The sequence below is a fragment of the Flavobacterium sp. UGB4466 genome, from assembly GCF_903469665.1.
GTDB lineage: Bacteria > Bacteroidota > Bacteroidia > Flavobacteriales > Flavobacteriaceae > Flavobacterium > Flavobacterium lipolyticum.
Map to the genome: position 1 here is coordinate 14,389 of NZ_CAGKLC010000050.1, position 19,878 is coordinate 34,266.

General features: G+C 36.0%; 17 protein-coding genes, 1 tRNA gene and 1 pseudogene. 17 read left to right on the top strand and 2 right to left on the bottom strand.

The window, feature by feature from the left end:
- The first annotated feature begins 84 nt into the window (after window positions 1-84).
- From mraZ to JO950_RS13185, 17 genes and pseudogenes are all read left to right on the top strand, one after another.
- Window positions 85-558 (top strand): division/cell wall cluster transcriptional repressor MraZ, encoded by a 474-nt coding sequence (gene mraZ, locus JO950_RS13105; protein WP_017497025.1) that lies wholly within the window; start codon window positions 85-87, stop codon window positions 556-558.
- Window positions 533-1,441, top strand: coding sequence for a 16S rRNA (cytosine(1402)-N(4))-methyltransferase RsmH (gene rsmH, locus JO950_RS13110; protein ID WP_202703050.1), 909 nt, complete (start codon window positions 533-535; stop codon window positions 1,439-1,441). Before mraZ ends, rsmH begins: the two co-directional genes overlap by 26 nt.
- A 102-nt stretch (window positions 1,442-1,543) precedes the next feature.
- A complete protein-coding gene (locus JO950_RS13115; protein ID WP_017497023.1) occupies window positions 1,544-1,891 on the top strand; it encodes an FtsL-like putative cell division protein in 348 nt (115 codons plus the stop codon).
- Window positions 1,882-3,891 (top strand): penicillin-binding protein, encoded by a 2,010-nt coding sequence (locus tag JO950_RS13120; RefSeq protein ID WP_202703051.1) that lies wholly within the window; start codon window positions 1,882-1,884, stop codon window positions 3,889-3,891. Before JO950_RS13115 ends, JO950_RS13120 begins: the two co-directional genes overlap by 10 nt.
- On the top strand, window positions 3,888-5,351 hold the full coding sequence (locus JO950_RS13125) for a UDP-N-acetylmuramoyl-L-alanyl-D-glutamate--2,6-diaminopimelate ligase (RefSeq protein ID WP_202703052.1): 1,464 nt from the start codon (window positions 3,888-3,890) through the stop codon (window positions 5,349-5,351). The genes JO950_RS13120 and JO950_RS13125 overlap by 4 nt, the downstream gene beginning before the upstream one ends.
- A gap of 100 nt (window positions 5,352-5,451) precedes the next feature.
- Complete coding sequence (mraY, locus tag JO950_RS13130) at window positions 5,452-6,687, top strand: phospho-N-acetylmuramoyl-pentapeptide-transferase (protein ID WP_202703053.1); 1,236 nt, start codon at window positions 5,452-5,454, stop codon at window positions 6,685-6,687.
- A gap of 56 nt (window positions 6,688-6,743) precedes the next feature.
- Complete coding sequence (locus JO950_RS13135) at window positions 6,744-7,094, top strand: four helix bundle protein (RefSeq protein WP_202703063.1); 351 nt, start codon at window positions 6,744-6,746, stop codon at window positions 7,092-7,094.
- A 58-nt stretch (window positions 7,095-7,152) separates the two neighbouring features.
- On the top strand, window positions 7,153-8,484 hold the full coding sequence (murD, locus tag JO950_RS13140; RefSeq protein WP_202703054.1) for a UDP-N-acetylmuramoyl-L-alanine--D-glutamate ligase: 1,332 nt from the start codon (window positions 7,153-7,155) through the stop codon (window positions 8,482-8,484).
- Between the two features lie 143 nt (window positions 8,485-8,627).
- Window positions 8,628-8,930 (top strand): annotated as a pseudogene (locus JO950_RS13145) (four helix bundle protein).
- Window positions 8,931-8,970: 40 nt separating this feature from the next.
- Entirely contained in the window at window positions 8,971-10,284 is a 1,314-nt protein-coding gene (locus tag JO950_RS13150; protein ID WP_202703055.1) for an FtsW/RodA/SpoVE family cell cycle protein, read from the top strand.
- A 200-nt stretch (window positions 10,285-10,484) separates the two neighbouring features.
- On the top strand, window positions 10,485-11,576 hold the full coding sequence (gene murG, locus JO950_RS13155) for an undecaprenyldiphospho-muramoylpentapeptide beta-N-acetylglucosaminyltransferase (RefSeq protein WP_202703056.1): 1,092 nt from the start codon (window positions 10,485-10,487) through the stop codon (window positions 11,574-11,576).
- A gap of 306 nt (window positions 11,577-11,882) precedes the next feature.
- Window positions 11,883-13,232, top strand: coding sequence for a UDP-N-acetylmuramate--L-alanine ligase (gene murC / locus JO950_RS13160; protein WP_202703057.1), 1,350 nt, complete (start codon window positions 11,883-11,885; stop codon window positions 13,230-13,232).
- Window positions 13,219-13,941: a cell division protein FtsQ/DivIB gene (locus JO950_RS13165; RefSeq protein ID WP_202703058.1), complete on the top strand. Its 723-nt coding sequence runs from the start codon at window positions 13,219-13,221 to the stop codon at window positions 13,939-13,941. The genes murC and JO950_RS13165 overlap by 14 nt, the downstream gene beginning before the upstream one ends.
- Window positions 13,942-13,947: 6 nt before the next feature.
- Complete coding sequence (ftsA, locus tag JO950_RS13170; RefSeq protein ID WP_017497013.1) at window positions 13,948-15,369, top strand: cell division protein FtsA; 1,422 nt, start codon at window positions 13,948-13,950, stop codon at window positions 15,367-15,369.
- Between the two features lie 84 nt (window positions 15,370-15,453).
- On the top strand, window positions 15,454-17,481 hold the full coding sequence (ftsZ, locus tag JO950_RS13175) for a cell division protein FtsZ (RefSeq protein WP_202703059.1): 2,028 nt from the start codon (window positions 15,454-15,456) through the stop codon (window positions 17,479-17,481).
- 206 nt (window positions 17,482-17,687) lie between these two features.
- Window positions 17,688-18,137: a GatB/YqeY domain-containing protein gene (locus tag JO950_RS13180; protein ID WP_202703060.1), complete on the top strand. Its 450-nt coding sequence runs from the start codon at window positions 17,688-17,690 to the stop codon at window positions 18,135-18,137.
- A 73-nt stretch (window positions 18,138-18,210) separates the two neighbouring features.
- Window positions 18,211-18,284 (top strand) — tRNA-Arg (locus tag JO950_RS13185).
- Window positions 18,285-18,683: 399 nt separating this feature from the next.
- On the opposite strand, the gene JO950_RS13190 is transcribed toward JO950_RS13185, so the two are convergent.
- The gene (locus JO950_RS13190; protein ID WP_202703061.1) at window positions 18,684-19,091 is read right to left on the bottom strand and encodes a hypothetical protein; all 408 of its coding nucleotides are present in this window, start codon (window positions 19,089-19,091) and stop codon (window positions 18,684-18,686) included.
- Window positions 19,092-19,323: 232 nt separating this feature from the next.
- Window positions 19,324-19,878: hypothetical protein (locus JO950_RS13195; protein WP_237732351.1), on the bottom strand; the 555-nt coding region annotated here is incomplete at its 5' end.

The window sequence follows — 19,878 nt, forward strand, 5'->3', positions numbered from 1 at the left end:
AAACTTATTAACAAAGTGGTACATTGTGGTAAAATGTGGTAATATTTTTTATATTTTTGTCCTATAACATATTAATGAATTTTCTTGAACACAATTGTTGGAACATATGAGTGTAAAGTCGATGCTAAAGGGAGGCTGATGTTGCCTGCACCTTTGAAAAAGCAATTGACTTCCTCTCTTCAGAACGGATTTGTTTTGAAGCGTTCGGTTTTTCAACAGTGTTTAGAATTGTATCCAATGAGTGAATGGGATCTGATGATGCAAAAAATCAACAAGCTGAATCGCTTTGTAAAAAAGAACAATGATTTCATTCGAAGATTTACGGCAGGTGTGAAAGTGGTAGAGATTGATGCATTGGGGCGATTGCTGGTTCCGAAAGATTTGGTGACCTTTTCGGGTATTTCTAAAGATGTGGTTTTTTCATCTGCGGTTAATATTGTGGAGATTTGGGATAAGGATTTATATGAAAAATCAATAAGCGGCGAAGATATGGATTTTGCAGATTTAGCCGAAGAAGTAATGGGAAATATTAATGACGACGACAATGGAATATCATAATCCGGTTTTGCTTCATCCTACAGTTGATGGTTTAGATATTAAACCTGACGGCATTTATGTAGATGTTACGTTTGGCGGTGGGGGGCATTCAAAAGAAATTTTGAGACGATTAGGGCCAAACGGGAAATTATTTGCTTTTGATCAGGACGAAGATGCGCTTGCCAATGCACTACCGGATGAACGGTTTACCTTAATTAATGAGAATTTCAGATTCATAAAAAGGTTTTTGCGTTTTCATGGTGTTAAAGGTGTAGATGGAATTTTGGCTGACCTGGGTGTTTCATCTCATCAGTTTGACGTTCCGGAGAGAGGTTTCTCAACAAGATTTGATGCCGGACTGGATATGCGGATGAGTCAGAAAAATGATTTAAATGCTTATCGGGTGGTTAACGAATATGAAGAACAGGATTTACGTCGTGTTTTTTTTGATTATGGGGAGTTGAAGAACGCGCCGGTTTTAGCAAGAACAATTGTAGAAGCAAGACAAGGCTATCCAATCAAAACGACAGATGAACTGAAAGAAGTTCTGAAGAAATATCTGCCGGAAAAAGTTCGAAACAAAATACTGGCTCAGATTTACCAAGCGATTCGAATCGAGGTGAATCAGGAAATGGATGTTCTAAAAGAGTTTATTGAGCAGTCTTTGGAAATTTTAAAACCAGGCGGAAGATTCTCTGTCATCTCTTATCATTCTTTAGAAGACAGACTGGTAAAAAGATTCATCAAAAACGGAATGTTTGAAGGAGAACCAGAAAGAGATTTTTACGGAAACTTTTCAGTTCCGTTTAAAACGATAGGGAAACTGATTGTTCCGGATGAGGCTGAGATTAAAATCAACAACAGAGCAAGAAGTGCTAAATTAAGAATTGCTGAGAAGATATAGTTTGTGAGATGTTGGTTGTGAAATGTGAGTTTGACCATAAGCAGTTAAACGGTCGAACGATTCAACAATTAAACAGATTAGTATAATATATAGGTAGAAAAGATGAAAAGTGGTGTATTTGATATATTAAAAGCAAGGTTTCTGATCAACGATGATGCAGTAAAAAACTGGCGTTTCATTGTTTTTATTATTCTGCTTGCCATTTTGATGATCGCCAATACACAGCGTTACGAACAGAAGGTTTTTGAAATCGCAAAACTGAACAATGAAGTCAAAGAATTGCGATCTGAATTTGTAGACCGCCGTTCAGAGTTAATGAAGTTAAAAATGGAATCGACGATATCGGATAAAATGCTGGAGAAGAAAATTTTCCCATCCACAGTTCCTCCGATTAAAATAGAAGTAAAAAAAGAAGAAGAAAAAAGTTTCTTTAAAAGAATATGGCAGTAGAAGATAAACATATATCCTACAGAATTTACCTCGTAGCAGTTTTCATCTTTGTGATGGCAATTGCTATTGTTGTTAAGTTAACCAATATTCAATGGGTAGAAGGAGATTATTACAGAAAACTGGCGAAACAGCGTACCGTTAGAAATTTTGTAATTCCGGCAAACAAAGGAAATATCTATTCGGCTGACGGAAGTTTATTGGCTACATCTATTCCGAATTATGAAATTCGTTTCGATGCTAAAGCGCCAAAAACAGAGACTTTTGAAAAATACGTAAAAGCATTATCCGATTCATTGGCTACCGTTTTAGACAGACCGGCAGGTTATTATCAGCAGGAATTAAGAAAAGCCAGAGCCAACAAAAATCGTTATTATCTGATTGCCCGCAATTTGAGTTATACCGAATATGTGAAAATTAAAGGTTTTCCTTTGTTTAATCTGGGCGCTTTTAAAGGAGGGATAATTGTTGAACAGGAAACCGTTAGAAAACATCCGATAGGTAAAATTGCAGAACGAACCATTGGTTACGATCGAATTGACCCTGCAACCGGAATCGAAGTTGGTAAAGGAATCGAATGGGCCTATAAAAGTTATCTGAACGGGAAAGACGGAAAAATTTTAAAGCAAAAAATTGCAAAAGGACAATGGAAGCCTATTCGCGATTTAAATGAAGTAGATCCTGTAGACGGTTATGATGTGATTTCGACCATTGATGTTTTTATTCAGGATATTGCACATCATGCTTTATTAAAGCAATTGGAAGATTACGAAGCCGATCACGGTTGTGTGGTGGTAATGGAGACCGAAACGGGGCATGTAAAAGCAATCTCGAATCTGGGAAGATCAGAAGACGGATCGTATTATGAAACTACAAATTACGCTATAGCCGAGTCCCATGAGCCGGGATCGACATTTAAATTGGTCGATTTAATGGCGATTTTAGAAGATAAAGTAGCCGATACAAGTACTGTTTTTGACAGTCATGGAGGAGAAATGAGGTATTACGGACGTGCTGTTCGTGATTCGCACAGAGGTGGTTACGGGAAAATTTCGCTGGCACGAGGATTTGAACTTTCGTCTAATACCGTAATGGTTCAGGCTGTGTATGACAATTACAAAAGCAATCCGTCAAAGTTTGTAAATCATATTAATTCGTACGGATTAAATAAAACATTAGGATTGCATTTTAAAGGGGAAGGAAGGCCATATATTCCACAACCCGGAGACAAACACTGGTCAGGAGTTTCACTTCCGTGGATGGCTTTTGGTTATGGAGTTTCGGTTACGCCAATGCAAACACTGGCGCTTTATAATGCCGTTGCAAACAATGGAGTGATGGTTAAGCCACAGTTTGTTTCGGAAATTAAAGAATGGAACAAAACGATTAATAAGTTTGAGGTAGAAGTTATCAATCCGAAAATATGTTCGCAGGAAACCATCGACAAAGTAAGAGCAGTATTGCTCAATGTGGTAAAAAAGGGAACGGGCTCTAAGCTGTATTCGAAAGATTTTTCGATGGCAGGAAAAACCGGAACAGCACAGGTGAATTATGGTGGAAAAGAAGGAAAATCAGGCTTGTATTATGCCTCTTCATTTGTGGGGTACTTTCCGGCTGAACATCCTAAATATTCTTGTATAGTAGTAGTGCATAAGCCTAATACATCAAAAAACAATTATTACGGAGCAGATGTTGCCGGGCCGGTTTTTAAAAGAATCGCCCAAAAAATATTTACAGATGCACCGTCAACCAATAGAATAAAAAGACTGGATTCAAGAATTCCAAAACAAGATGACAGTTATAATAAATATACGGCAGAAGCCAATAAAAAAATAAATCAGGTTCCTAATTTAAAAGGTATGCCGGGTATGGATGCAGTGGCATTATTAGAAAACCTTGATTTAAAAGTGAGAGTTATCGGAGTAGGAAAGGTTAAAAAACAGTCTATTCAACCCGGACAAAATATTAGTAAAAACACAATCATAGTATTAGAATTATCGTGAAAATACTGAAAGACATATTATACAAAGTAGCGATTGAGTCTGTAACAGGTTCAACGGAAATCGATATACATAAAATTGATTTTGACTCAAGAAAAATTGAGGCAAATGATGTTTTCGTGGCTATTCGCGGATCACTTTCAGATGGTCATGATTATATTGAAAAAGCAATCGAATTAGGTGCAATTGCGATTATTTGTGATACGCTACCTGAAAACATTGAAAAAGGAATAACCTATATAAAAGTAAAAGATACTAATGCGGCTCTGGCTTTTATGGCAGCCAATTACTTCGGAAATCCATCCGAAAAGTTAAAGTTGGTTGGAGTTACCGGTACAAACGGAAAGACTACCATTGCATCATTGTTGTTTCAGTTGTTTCAAAAAGCAGGTTTTAAAGTTGGCTTATTGTCAACCGTAAAAATCATTGTCGATGAGACTGAATTTCCTGCCACACATACCACTCCGGATTCGATTACAATCAATCATTATCTGAATGAAATGATCGAAGCGGGTGTTACGCATTGTTTTATGGAAGTTAGTTCACACGGGATTCACCAAAAACGAACAGAGGCACTGCATTTTGTTGGAGGAATTTTTACGAATTTGTCACACGACCATTTGGATTATCACCCAACTTTTGCGGAATACAGAGATGTGAAAAAATCGTTTTTTGATTCTTTGCCTAAAACAGCTTTCGTTTTGTCTAACATCGATGATAAAAACGGATCGGTAATGCTGCAAAATACAGTAGCCAGAAAGTTTACCTACGCTTTAAAAACGTATGCCGACTTTAAAGCGCAGATTCTGGAGAGTCAGTTGTCGGGTTTATTACTGAAAGTTAATGATAATGAAGTTTGGGTAAAGCTAATCGGAACGTTTAATGCTTACAACGTTTTGGCAATTTACGGAACGGCTGTAGAGTTAGGAATGGATAGTCTCGAAGCGTTGCGCTTACTGTCTGATTTAGAAAGTGTTTCGGGGCGTTTTCAGTATATCGTTTCAGAAGGAAACATTACAGCAATAGTTGATTATGCACATACTCCCGATGCTTTAGATAATGTTTTAAAAACGATTAATGATATCCGTACCAAAAACGAGCAGCTGTTAACAGTTGTAGGTTGTGGTGGAAACAGAGATAAAACCAAAAGGCCTATAATGGCAAAAATTGCTACAGATTTGAGCGATAAGGCAATTTTAACCTCAGATAATCCAAGAAATGAAGATCCTGAAGTGATTTTAGATGAAATGGAGAAAGGCGTTGAAGCTCACAATTATAAAAAAATATTGAGAATTTCAGATAGAAAACAAGCGATTAAAACGGCTTGTCAGTTGGCTCAGCCCAATGATATTATCCTAATTGCAGGGAAAGGGCATGAAACGTATCAGGAGATAAATGGGGTGCGTCATCATTTTGATGATATGGAAACGGTAAAGGAAATTTTAGAACAACTAGGAAAATAAAAGTTTAATCGATGAATTGATTATTCGTTTAATCGAATAATTATTAAATCAAGAATAAACGAATAAACAAATCAACGATTAACCAAATAAACAAAGATATATGCTATACTATTTATTTGAATATTTAGACAAAACATTAGATGTACCGGGAACGGGTGTTTTTCAGTACATCACTTTCAGATCGGCTTTGGCATTTATGCTTTCGTTGCTTTTGTCAACGATTTACGGAAAAAGAATTATAAACTTTTTACGTAATCAGCAAGTTGGTGAAACCGTTCGTGAGTTAGGTCTTGCAGGTCAAAATGAAAAAGCAGGAACTCCAACAATGGGAGGACTGATTATCATTTTTGCAACGCTGGTACCGGTTTTGTTATTTGCTCGTTTGCATAATATCTATATCGTATTGCTTATTGTAACGACGCTTTGGATGGGTAGTATTGGTTTTGTGGACGATTATATCAAAATATTCAAAAAGGACAAACAAGGACTTAAAGGGATTTTTAAAGTGATCGGACAGGTTGGTCTTGGAATCATTGTGGGATCTGTTTTGTATTTTAATCCTGCTGTTACCGTTAGAACCGATACAGGGAGAACCGATGTTTTTAAAACAGCTACGAACAATTCAACTATAGTTTTGCCGGCACCAGTAGAAGAAAAATCTACAGCAACTACAATTCCTTTCGTAAAAAATAATGAATTTGACTATGCTGAAGTTTTAGCCTGGACAGGTGAAGGGTATGAAAAATGGGCCTGGCTGATTTTTATTCCGGTGGTTATTTTTATCATCACAGCGGTTTCTAACGGAGCTAATTTAACGGATGGTATTGACGGACTCGCGGCCGGAACTTCGGCGGTTTCTGTACTCGCACTCGGGATATTTACATTCGTTTCCGGGAATATTATTTTCTCCAACTATCTGAATATAATGTACATTCCCAATTCGGGAGAAATGACCGTGTTTATATCCGCATTTGTGGGAGCTTTAATTGGGTTTCTGTGGTACAATTCATTTCCGGCATCTGTATTTATGGGAGATACAGGAAGTTTGACCATTGGAGGAATTATTGCTGTTTTAGCGATTGCCGTTCGTAAAGAGATATTGATTGTTTTATTCTGCGGAATTTTCCTTGCCGAAAGTGCTTCCGTAATTATTCAGGTGACTTATTTTAAATATACAAAAAAGCGTTTCGGAGAGGGACGAAGAATTTTCCTGATGTCACCGCTGCATCATCATTATCAGAAAAAGGGATATCATGAAAGTAAGATTGTGACCCGCTTCTGGATTGTTGCTGTAATGTTAGCCATATTGTCAATCGTTACTTTAAAACTAAGATAGTTTTGAATTAAAAATTGAGAATTAAAAATTGAAAGTTCTTAGAAAGGAAAGAAAATATTATTCAGGGTAAATCCTTTCTTTTCGCGGTTAGAATTGTCAATTTATATAAATATCTGACGGCCGAAAAGAAAGAGTTTGTTTTGAGTAAGCAGATTCTAAGATGTGGGACCTCTATTGGAGCCAACATCGAAGAATCAATCGGAGGATGTTCTGATAAGGAGTTTCTGTTTAAACTGGAAATCTCATATAAAGAAGCAAGAGAAACAATTTATTGGTTGAAACTCTTGAAAGCAACAGATTATATTTCTGCAGTTGAATTCGAAAGCATTCATAAGGAAGCAGAGGAGATATGTAAAATATTAGCGAAAATTATATTAACCTTAAAAGGGAAAAATGCAAATAATTAGAGGTCTTGAGTATAGCAGATTTTTAATTTTTAATTCTCAATTTTTAATTTTATAAAGTATGAGGTTAGTGGTTTTAGGCGGAGGAGAAAGCGGCGTAGGTACTGCTATTCTCGGAAAGAAAAAAGGATATGATGTTTTTGTATCAGATTTTGGAAAGATAAAAGAGAGTTACAAAGAAGTTCTTATCATTAATAAAATTCCCTGGGAAGAAGAACAGCATACCGAAGATCTGATCTTAAATGCTGATGTGGTTATGAAGAGTCCGGGCATTCCTGAAAAGTCACCAATTGTAAAGAAGTTGGTAGCGGCCGGAGTAAAAGTGATTTCGGAAATAGAATTTGCAAAACCTTTTACCGAAGCATTGACTATTGGAATCACAGGTAGTAACGGAAAAACGACTACCACTATGCTGACCCATTATTTATTAAAATCAGCAGGTTTGAATGTAGGTTTGGGAGGGAATATAGGAAAGAGTTTTGCCTGGCAGGTAGCCGAGAATAAATACGATGCATACGTTCTTGAATTAAGCAGTTTTCAGTTAGACGGAATAATAGATTACAGACCGGATATTGCGATCATAACCAATATCAGTCCCGATCACCTCGATAGATATGAATATAAATATGAGAATTATATCAATTCGAAATTCCGAATAACGATGAACCAGACCGAAAGTGATTATCTCATTTATGATGCAGATGATGAGGCAAGTACAGAATGGTTAAAAAACAACAAAACAAAAGCAAAATTAATTCCTTTCTCATTGACGAAATCATTCGATGAAGGAGCTTCTATAAATAACAACAAAATGGAAATAAAGATCAACCAAGAAGAGTTTACAATGGACACAGAACACATTGCGTTAGAAGGAAAACATAACATGAAAAACGCAATGGCAGCAAGCTCTGTAGCGAAATTGATGCAAATTAGAAATGCAACAATTCGCGAAAGTTTATCTAATTTTCAGGGTGTTGAACACCGTTTAGAAAAAGTACTTAAAATTCAGAATGTACAATATATCAACGATTCAAAAGCAACAAATGTTAATGCGACTTTCTTTGCTTTAGACAGTATGAACGTTCCAACAGTTTGGATTGTTGGTGGAGTAGATAAAGGAAACGATTACAACGAACTGATGTCATTAGTTCGCGAAAAAGTAAAAGCTATTATTTGCCTTGGAATTGATAATCATAAAATTATCAGCGCCTTTGGAAATGTGGTTGACATTATGGTCGAAGTAAATAACATGAACGATGCTGTAAAAACAGCACAGCGTTTAACAGAAAAAGGCGATGCTGTTTTATTGTCTCCGGCCTGCGCAAGTTTCGATTTATTCGAAAGCTACGAAGATAGAGGAAGGCAGTTTAAACAAGCCGTTCACAATTTGTAATTTTAGATTTATGAGTTTAGATTTTAGATTTTTCTAGACTTTAAGATTAATGAATTTTTAAGTTCTTTTTGATTATGACGACGGATGAAATGAAGTTGAGAACAAAAAAGTTCTCTTTGATGGTGATTGATTTAGCTGAGAAAATGCCAAGTACAAATGTTACGAGATCAATTACAAATCAGATGGTAAGGAGTGGAACATCAGTTGGAGCAAATTATCGGGCAGTATGCTGAGCCAGAAGTGATAAGGAGTTTGTTGCTAAAATGAATATCGTTTTAGAAGAAGCAGATGAAACTTTATTCTGGCTTGAAATTATAAGAGAAAAAGAATGGATCGATAAATCTGAATTAGAAATAGTTTGGAAAGAAGGTAATGAACTGACGGCAATTTTTGTCAGTAGTTTAAAAACAGTAAATAACAGAATTAATAAAGAGACTAAGGTTTAGAAAAATCTAAAATCTAAACTCATAAATCTAAAATAGCATTATGAAAGAGCTGGTGAACAAATTAAAAGGAGACAGAGTAATATGGTCATTCGTGGCTTTATTGGCATTGTTTTCGTTTATGCCTGTTTTTAGTGCGAGTAGTAATCTGGCCTATATCGGTCATGGGACCGGAAATACATTAGGTTATTTAGTGAAGCATTTGGCTCACGTTTGTATTGGTTTTCTGATTATTTACTGGGTGCATCGCGTGCCGTATCACTATTTCAGGGCGATTTCGAAAATTGCACTGCCTATAGTGTGGTTTTTGCTGCTTTATACCTTGTTGAAAGGAACTGTTATTGCAGGTGCAAATGCGAGCCGTTGGATTCAGGTTCCTTTTATCGGAATTACGTTTCAAACGTCGACTTTGGCGGCCAGTATATTATTCATATTTGTGGCGCGTTATCTGTCGAAAACGAAAGAAGAAAATGAACCTTTTCAGGTATCGCTGATACAGCTTTGGCTGCCGGTTTTTATAACACTGGCACTTATTTTACCGGCGAACTTCTCAACCACAGCGTTGATTTTTGCAATGGTAATTATGCTGACATTTATTGGCAGGTATCCATTAAAATATATTGGTTTTATTATCGGTTCCGGAATTGCCATGTTTGCGTTCTTCCTTTTGGTTGCAAAAGCATTCCCGGATTCCAGATTCTTTAGCAGGGTTAGTACCTGGGGAAGTCGTATTGAAAACTTTACCACCGACAAACCGGATGAAGATGATTATCAGATTGAGAAAGCAAAAATTGCAATAGCATCAGGAAGATTAGGAGGAGTAGGTCCGGGAAAAAGCGTTCAGAAAAACTTTTTGCCACAGTCTTCTTCCGATTTTATTTATGCGATTATTGTAGAAGAATACGGTTTAGTAGGTGGGGTAGCAATATTGATTTTGTACTTATTATTATTGTTCCGATTTGTGATCGCCTCACACAAGGCAAATACATTATTTGGAAAGCTCGTCGTCGTCGGACTTGGGTTTCCGATGATCTTTCAGGCAATGATCAATATGGCTGTTGCAGTGGAGTTGCTTCCGGTAACAGGGCAAACACTTCCGTTGATCAGTAGTGGAGGTAGTTCGATTTGGATGACCTGTTTCTCCCTCGGAATTATCATTAGTGTGACAAAAAAAGAAGAAGAAATTGCCGAAGAACAGGAGGAAAAAGAAAGAAGAAGAGAAGCCCTTCAAAGATTAATTGATAAAGAATTAGCAGAAGAAGATCTGCCTGCTGACGAAAAGATATACGAAGAAGAGGGATTGTATTCCATTGAAGACAATTCCAGAAATCCGATGAATGCAGTTTTAAATAAGTAAGAATAGAGCTGAGAGAATAGAGGAAAGAGAATAGAGGAAAGAGAATAGAGGAAAGAGAATAGAGGAAAGAGAATAGAAGAAAGAGAATAGAAGAAAGAGAATAGAAGAAAGAGAATAGAAGAAAGAGAATAGAGAAATAGGTTGATAAGTATTGAGAGAACTCACAACTCATAACTCATAACTCATAACTCAAAAAAAACATGACAAAATATAAATTCATATTAAGTGGTGGTGGTACAGGAGGGCATATCTATCCTGCAATTGCTATTGCAAATGAATTAAAATTACAATTCCCTGACGCTGAGTTTCTTTTTGTAGGTGCCAAAGATAAAATGGAAATGCAGAAAGTGCCTCAGGCGGGTTATGAAATCAAAGGACTTTGGATTGCAGGTTTGCAAAGAAAACTTACGTTGCAAAATTTAATGTTTCCGTTAAAATTGGCAAAAAGTTTGCTGGAGTCACGACGAATCATAAAACAATTTAAGCCAAATGTTGTAATTGGTACCGGAGGTTTTGCCAGCGGACCTTTATTAAAGGCAGCAGGTTCGGCCGGAATTCCAACAGTCATTCAGGAACAGAATTCGTTTCCGGGAATTACGAATAAACTGCTAAGTAAAAAAGCCAATGCAATTTGTGTAGCTTATGATCATCTGGAGCGTTTTTTTCCAAAAGAAAAAATTGTTTTAACCGGAAATCCGGTTCGTCAGGATCTCATTGATATTGACAGCAAGCATGATGAAGCGGTTGCTTTTTATGGATTAGATCCGAATAAAAAAACATTGTTGGTTTTAGGAGGGAGTTTAGGAGCGAGAAGGATCAATCAGTTAATCGAAAAAGAATTGCAAAATTTTCTTTCGCAGGACGTTCAGATAATCTGGCAATGCGGGAAGTTGTATTTTGAAGAATATAAAAAATACAATCAGCAAAATGTTAAGGTAGTTGATTTTATTGAAAGAATGGATTTTGTATATGCGGCTGCCAATGTGATTATTTCACGTGCCGGAGCCTCATCGGTTTCCGAATTGTGTATTGTAGGGAAACCGGTTATATTTATTCCGTCGCCTAATGTTGCTGAAGATCATCAGACTAAAAATGCACAGGCAATCGTAGATGCTAAAGGAGCTATTTTACTGAAGGAATCAGAATTGGATAATGAATTTAGTATTGTTTTTGAAGCCTTGCTTAAAGATGAAGGGAAGCAAAAACAATTAAGTGCAAATATTAAAAAATTGGCAAAACCAAAAGCGACACAGGATATTGTAGCAGAGATTGTGAAGCTTATTCAGCTATAGGCTATAGGCAGTAAGCTTTAAGCTTGCCCTAAAGCTTAAAACACAAAAGAGAATAAATAATAAACACAAAAGGTTGAGTGCTTAAAGCAAGAAAAGAATAAATAATAAACATAAAGGTTGAGTGCTTAAAGCCTAAAGCCTATTGCTTAAAGCAAGAAGAGAATAAATAATAAACACAAAGGTTGAGTGCTTAAAGCCTAAAGCCTATTGCTTAAAGCAAGAAGAGAATAAAAAATAAAGACAAAAGTGGAAGGCTTAAAGCCTAAAGCGTAATGCTTAAAGCAGAAAAAAAAAGCAAAAGAAAAAATGAATTTAAATCAAATACAAAACGTTTATTTTATTGGTATTGGAGGCATCGGTATGAGTGCCCTGGCCCGCTATTTTAAAAATATAGGGAAACAGGTTTCCGGTTACGATAAGACACCATCTATGCTGACAAGCGAGTTGATTGAAAGCGGTATTGATATTCATTTTGAAGATAATATTGGTTTAATTCCAAAGGACTATTATATTGAGAATACACTGGTGATTATTACACCGGCTGTACCCAAAACACATGCTGAATGGAATTATTTTACAGAAAGAGATTATGTGGTTAAAAAACGTGCTGAAGTTTTAGGGATTATCACTAAAGATACGTTTTGTTTTGCTGTGGCAGGAACACATGGAAAAACCACAACCTCAAGTATTTTGGGGCATATACTGTATGAAAGCGGAGCAGATGTGACTGCTTTTGTGGGAGGCATTGTAGAGAATTACAATTCGAATTTAATTGGAGAAGGAAAAACGGTTACCGTAGTGGAAGCAGATGAATTTGATCGTTCGTTTTTGCACTTGCATCCTAATATTGCCTGTATCACTTCAATGGATGCAGATCATTTGGATATTTACGGAACCAGTGATGCAATTGAGGCTTCGTTTGTAGAATTTGCTTCAAAAGTAGAAGATAAAAATAAGCTGTTTATAACCAAAGAATTACCTCTTGAAGGAGTTCAGTGTGCTATAAACGAAGAAGCTGTATACAAGGCTTTTAATGTTCGTATCGACAACGGAAGTTATGTTTTTGATGTGCAGACGCCAGCAGAAGTGATGACAGACCTGCGTTTTGGATTGCCGGGGAAACACAATTTAATGAATGGACTAATGGCTATTGCGATGGCTAAAACGTTCGGCACCCCGACCGACTCCATTGCAAAGGCCATTGCTTCATTCAACGGAATCAGAAGACGTTTTTCGTATCAGATTAAATCTGAAAATTTAGTGTATATAGATGACTATGCACATCATCCAACAGAGCTAAATGCAGTACATCAGGCAGTTAGGGAATTGTATCCGGGACGTAAAGTACTGGCTATTTTTCAGCCGCATTTATTCAGCAGAACCAGAGATTTTGCCGATGGATTCGCGGAGAGTTTATCAGCATTTGATGAAGTGTTTCTGATGGATATTTATCCGGCACGTGAATTACCGATGGAAGGGATTACATCAGAATGGCTGTTGGGAAAAATGACAAATTCGAACAAAAAAATTGTTGCAAAAGAGGATTTATTAGCGGAGATCAAAGCCAGTGATGCGCCAATAATTGTAACAATAGGAGCTGGTGATCTTGGTGAGATGGTTCCTTCAATTAAAAAAATGCTGAATGAAAATATTTAATTGGACAAATATTCGTTTGATACTCATTTTTGGGTTGGTTATTTTTTTATATTCCTTCGCTCAACATCGAAATGGAGATCGAAAATTAAAAAAATCCACGGTCGTTTTTGTAGGAGAAAACACCCTGTTTGTAAAGCCTGAAACGGTTAATAAATTGTTGATAGAAAATAAAAAAGACGCTTCCAGTATTAGAAAAGATGAATTAGATTTGAATAAGATAGAGAAAACCCTCAATGCGCAAGACATGATTGAAAAGTCAGATGTTTTTGTAAGCATTGACGGCGTTCTAAAAGCAGTAGTAAAACAGAAGACACCAATAGCAAGAGTTTATGATGGTGATCGATCTTTTTATATTGACTATGAGGGTAATAAAATGCCCTTGTCGGACAATTATACTGCGAGAGTTCCTCTTGTTTCGGGGGCAATTAATAAAAAAAATAACGAAGATTTAGCTGCTTTATTTCGCACAATTTATGACGATGCGTTTTTGAAAAAAAACATCATTGCTATACAAATTATGCCTAATGGCAGCTTAAAAATGTTTAATAGAAACTATAATTACTTCATCGATTTTGGCAGAACGATGAATGTTGATAAGAAATTTAATAACTATAAAGCCTTTTTTCAAAAAGCGGTTTTAGATAGTTCGTTATACAAATACAATAAAATTGACCTTAGGTTTACGGAACAAGTAGTTTGCACAAAATAATAGAAAATGGAAAAAGATAACATTGCAGTAGGTCTAGATATTGGAACAACCAAAATAGTTGCCATGATAGGCAAGAAAAATGAGTATGGTAAACTGGAAATTTTGGGGATTGGGAAATCCAAAAGTTTGGGAGTGGCGAGAGGAGTTGTAAACAACATTACGCAAACTATTCAATCAATTCAGCAAGCAATACTTGAAGCAGAAAATAATTCAGGTTATAAAATTAAAGATGTGGTAGTAGGTATCGCCGGACAGCACATCAGAAGTATACAGCATACCGATTACATCAGCCGTAATAATCCGGAGGAAGTAATTGGCGAAAAAGATATTCAGCTTTTGATCGATCAGGTAAATAAACTGGCGATGTTACCGGGAGAAGAAATTATTCACGTCTTGCCGCAAGAATTTAAAATCGACGGGCAGTCTGAGATTAAAGAGCCAATCGGAATGTATGGCGGAAGATTAGAATCCAGTTTTCACGTTGTAGTGGGGCAGGCTTCTTCAATCAGAAACGTGGGAAGATGTATTCAGAGTTCAGGAATTGAATTGTCCGGATTAACCTTAGAGCCTTTGGCTTCTGCGGATGCAGTTTTAAGTCAGGAAGAAAAAGAAGCCGGAGTTGCGTTGATTGATATTGGTGGAGGAACAACAGACTTAGCCATTTTTAAAGATGGTATTATTCGCCACACAGCAGTAATTCCTTTTGGAGGAAATGTAATTACAGATGATATAAAAGAAGGCTGTTCGATTATCGAAAAACAAGCAGAGCTTTTAAAAATAAAATTCGGATCGGCCTGGCCGGGAGAGAATAAAGACAATGAAATTGTTTCTATTCCGGGATTAAGAGGAAGAGAGCCAAAAGAAATTTCGCTTAAAAACTTATCTAAAATTATTCATGCCCGTGTGGTGGAGATTGTAGAGCAGGTTTTTGCAGAAATTAAGGCTTACGGACACGAAGATCCACGTAAAAAATTAATTGCCGGTATCGTGCTTACGGGCGGAGGTGCTCAACTAAAACACATCAAGCAATTAGTAGAGTACATTACAGGAATGGATACGAGAATTGGATATCCAAACGAGCACCTGGCAGGAAATTCCAGTGAAGAAATCTCCAGTCCGTTATTTGCGACCGCAGTTGGTTTAGTAATGAATAGTATCGAGAATAGTACGCAAAGTGCTGTTAGAATGGAGATTGTAAACGATCAGCCAAAAGTGGTTTACAGAAATGTACCGCCACCGATACAACAGCCGGTGCAACAGCGATACGAAGTTGAAGAAAACTACGTTGAAAGAGTAGAAACTATCGAAGAAACCAGAGAAGTTAGAAACAGCGTCTCTAAAGAAGAATCTACAGAAACAAAAATCAGAAGATCATTTTTTGACCGATATGTCGATAAAATCAAAGATTTTTTAGACAACGCAGAATAAGATAATAAAAGAAAAGGATTACTTTATTGGCCCCAAGTCAAGAAGTAAAAAATGTATTAAATAAGAATTTCAAAAACCAAAAAGATGATGAGCAACTCAGAATTTGGAAGTATTTCATTTGATTTACCAAAAAACCAATCAAATGTAATCAAAGTAATAGGTGTAGGTGGAGGTGGTAGTAATGCTATCAACCATATGTTTAAACAAGGTATTAAAGGCGTAGATTTTATCGTCTGTAATACCGATTCACAGGCACTGCAGAACAGTTCGGTTCCTAATAAGATTCAGTTAGGAATGAACTTAACAGAAGGTCTTGGTGCAGGAGCAAATCCTGATGTAGGACAGCAATCTGCTATAGAAAGTATCGCTGATATCGAAAAAATGTTAGACCGTGGTACTAAGATGGTATTTATTACCGCTGGTATGGGTGGAGGAACTGGTACAGGTGCAGCTCCGGTAATTGCACAGTTAGCTAAAGAAAGAGAGATCCTGACCGTTGGTATTGTGACGATTCCTTTTCAGTTTGAAGGGAAAGTACGTCAGGAGCAGGCACTTTTAGGAATTGAGAAATTGCGTAAGCAGGTCGATTCATTAATCGTGATCAACAATAATAAATTAAGAGAAGTATATGGAAATCTTGGTTTTAAAGCCGGATTCTCTAAAGCGGATGAAGTTTTGGCAACAGCCTCAAGAGGTATTGCTGAAGTAATTACGCATCACTATACTCAAAATATCGATTTACGTGACGCTAAAACTGTTCTTTCGAATAGTGGAACGGCGATCATGGGATCTTCTGTGGCAGAGGGCGAGAACAGAGCTAAGGAAGCTATTATTTCGGCATTGGACTCTCCGTTGCTGAACGATAATAAAATTACAGGAGCCAAAAACGTATTGTTGCTTATCGTTTCTGGATCAAATGAGATTACTTTGGATGAAATTGGAGAAATAAACGATCACATCCAGGTGGAAGCAGGTTACAATGCAAATATCATCATGGGAGTTGGTGAAGACGAAGCTCTTGGTGATGCTATTGCCGTAACTATTATTGCGACAGGTTTTGATGTTGAACAGCAAAATGATATCGTTAATACAGAGCCTAAAAAAATCATTCATACCTTGGAAGATGAGCAAAGAAGTGTTCATAATCTAACCAATAAGTCAGTTACTTCTTTTGATTTAACAATTGATACACCAACCAGTAAATCAGAAGAAAAAATTGTTTTTGATTTAATGGACGATGAAGACACGGTTGCTCCCGTAACTCCCACTCCGGTTGTACCAGTTGCAGCTGCACCATTTGAAGTTGCTCCGGTGGCAGTTGCTCCAGCGATGAATCAGGAAGAGTTAGTGGTAATGTCTGAGTTTATCAAAAATTTGGATGTTACGTTTGAAATTGTTTCGCCGATAACCGATATCGATTTTACGATTACGAGTCCGCAAGCCGAAGCTTTTCAGGATATAAAACCTGTTCAGCAAGTGCAGCAAAGAACATTCGAAAGAGAAGAGCAAACGACATTCTCCTTTGATTTGCCAATTTTCAGATCCGAACCAGAAGTTAGGAAAGAGCCAGTTGTTGAAGAAACTAAAGTTTTATTCGAATTAACAAACGAAACCCGTAATATTAAAGTAAATGATCCGGTTTCATTTGTACCGGTAACCGAGCTTTCTGATAAAGGAGTTATCAAGTATTCTTTAGAGGAATACATGGAAGTTGAAAACGATTTAATGACGTCAAAACCGGTTGAAAAAGTGGTAGAAGAAGTAATTCCTGCAGAATTAAATATCACCATGAAACCAAGACCTGATTTCGCTGTTGAACCGGATTACTCCACAACAGCAAATGTGTCTCCGATGGAATTGACAATTGAAGAGACTTTACGTTTAAGAGCAGAAGAAAGAAGAAAAAAATTAAAAGAATTTAATTATAAATTCCATAATAATGTGTCCAGAATTGATGAATTGGAGAAAGAGCCTGCTTACAAAAGATTAGGTATCGATTTGTCTAATTCACAAGCAAACAACACAAACTCAAGAATTTCGGTTGGAACAGACAGTAACAACGATTTGCAATTGCGTTCAAACAATTCGTTTTTGCACGACAACGTAGACTAGTTTTAAAATCATAATAATTGGATAACCCGAAAATTGGATTTAATTTTCGGGTTATTTTTTTTATCTTCGCACAGAATTTAAAATTTGACTTCCCAAACAGGTTTTTAAAGTGAATCTTATTAGTCAGCTTAAGCGAAGGAGAAAATATAATTTTAAAGGTAATCGATCAATCTATAAGCCTTGGCTTATTTAAATAAAATTAGAAAATGAGTTTACAAACACTAATCATGGACGAGATTAAAACCGCCATGAAAGCGAAAGATACAGTAAGTTTAGAAGCATTAAGAGCTATTAAGTCTGAAATGTTACTGGCTGCAACGGCTTCAGGTTCTAAAGAAGAATTAACAGAAGACGATGAAATTAAATTGCTTCAGAGATTGGTGAAAACCCGTAAAGAAAGCGCCAGAATTTTCACAGAGCAAAATCGTCCTGATTTAGCAGAGCCTGAATTGGCTCAAGTAGCTGTAATCGAGAAGTTTTTACCGGCTCAGTTAAGTGAAGAAGAAGTAGAAGCAGTAGTAGCAAAAATCATTGCTGAAACTGGAGCTGTTGGAATTGCTTCAATGGGTAAAGTGATGGGATTGGCTTCTGCACAATTGGGAGGAACAGCTGAAGGGAAAACCATTTCTACAATTGTAAAAAAGTTATTATCGTAAATAATTTCATGATTTCAGAGTTTAGTTCAGAATTTGAACTCTGAAATCATAAATCTAAAATCTAAAATCAAAAGACCTCGTAGTTCAACTGGATAGAATATCAGATTTCGGCTCTGAGGGTTGGGGGTTCGAACCCCTCCGGGGTCACTATTAATTTTAAAAGCCTGAGAATGTAGATTCTTAGGCTTTTTTTTGTGGTTCTATTTTTTTTGAGATTTTATTAGAGTTTTGTAAATGCCTATATTCTACGGAGATTTCGGCTCGAACCCCATCATGGGCTGTTAAGTTTTTTGATTCTTTTTTAGGGCTTTATAGTTAAGGTTTAATCTCAAATTGAACTCTATTTTAGATTAGCACATCTAATCCAAATAAAAAAGCATTTTCGCATTAAGCCTGTTGCCCAAATCCGCTGTAGTAGCTTCTGGCGTTACGGTATTATAATGGAACTGATATTTTTATCCTTATTTTTTAAGTATCTTCTTTACGCGATTCTGCTGACAAAGATAATTTTCTTATTTCAATATCAATATTTCTGATATAGCGTTTCTATAGATAAACTGTTGCGATTCCTAAAAAAATGGTAATTATAAAGGAGTAAATCGTTAACGTCGCAAATTGTTTACATAAATTATATAATTCGTAAAGATTCGCATCTTGTAAATTTTCAAAATCCTCATTTTTTGTAATATACCCTATTTCAACTATTTTACCTCGGTCATATATATTTCCATAATTAATAACATATTTTTCAAACAAATCAGGATGTGTGTTTTTAAGTGCTGTACTAAATTCGTGTACTTTGTTGTATGAACTTAAAGCAAAAACAGGGAAAGTTGGAATTGCAAAAATGATTGGAGAGAAATTCTTAATTGGCTTTGGAAATATAAATAACCAAATTATGTTAAATATGAGTATTGAATAAAAATATATTTGAATTTTGGATGATTTGCTCATGCTATAAATTTAGGATTTAAGATTAGATTTTTATTTTTTTCAGTTTGGTGTCTAAAGAAATTAAATCTGTTAGATTATTTCCTGCGTAAACGCGGCTTCAACTGACTGTCGACGTACTGCTGCTACACCAGGTTTGGGGCTAAATGAAGGCCTGTTTTCAGATTTCTAAAACATCCCAAATACAAGAACATTTTTCCAGTAACCGTATTGTCTAAATTCGTTGTAGTAGCTGTTATGTGGCGTTTTTTATTAATTCTTCTATTTCAGAATCCGTTTTTATATTTTTTCCTTTTAATGTAAATTGATATAAAAGAGGCTCTGTCGAAATATTTTCAATATAGCTTTTCTCCATAAGTAAGTTTAGGTATCTAACAACTTCCTTTTTAGAATTATTGGTCATTTTTGACACTTCGAATATTAAATTCCCCATATTTTGTATTTGCTCTGTACAATTGTTTGATTGTAGCCAAAGCATTTCAAACAGACTTTTCATTGTTTTAGAACGCAATTGATCACTTTCCAATTCTTCAATTATATTGTAAGTTTCGTCTAAGAATTTTTTATATTTTGACTTTGAAACACCAAATAACCATCCTGTTTTAGGTTTGTTTTCAATTCTATAAAATAGAGCCCGTATCTTATAATCATTTTCGAAATTTGGGAAGTTATCAAATAAGTTACATATTGATATTTCTCCGTTAAAATATTTTCTAACAAGAGAAGCTGCTAATTGTCTATCTTCTTTATTGATATAGTCTGTCATAAATAACCTAGAACTAATATATGC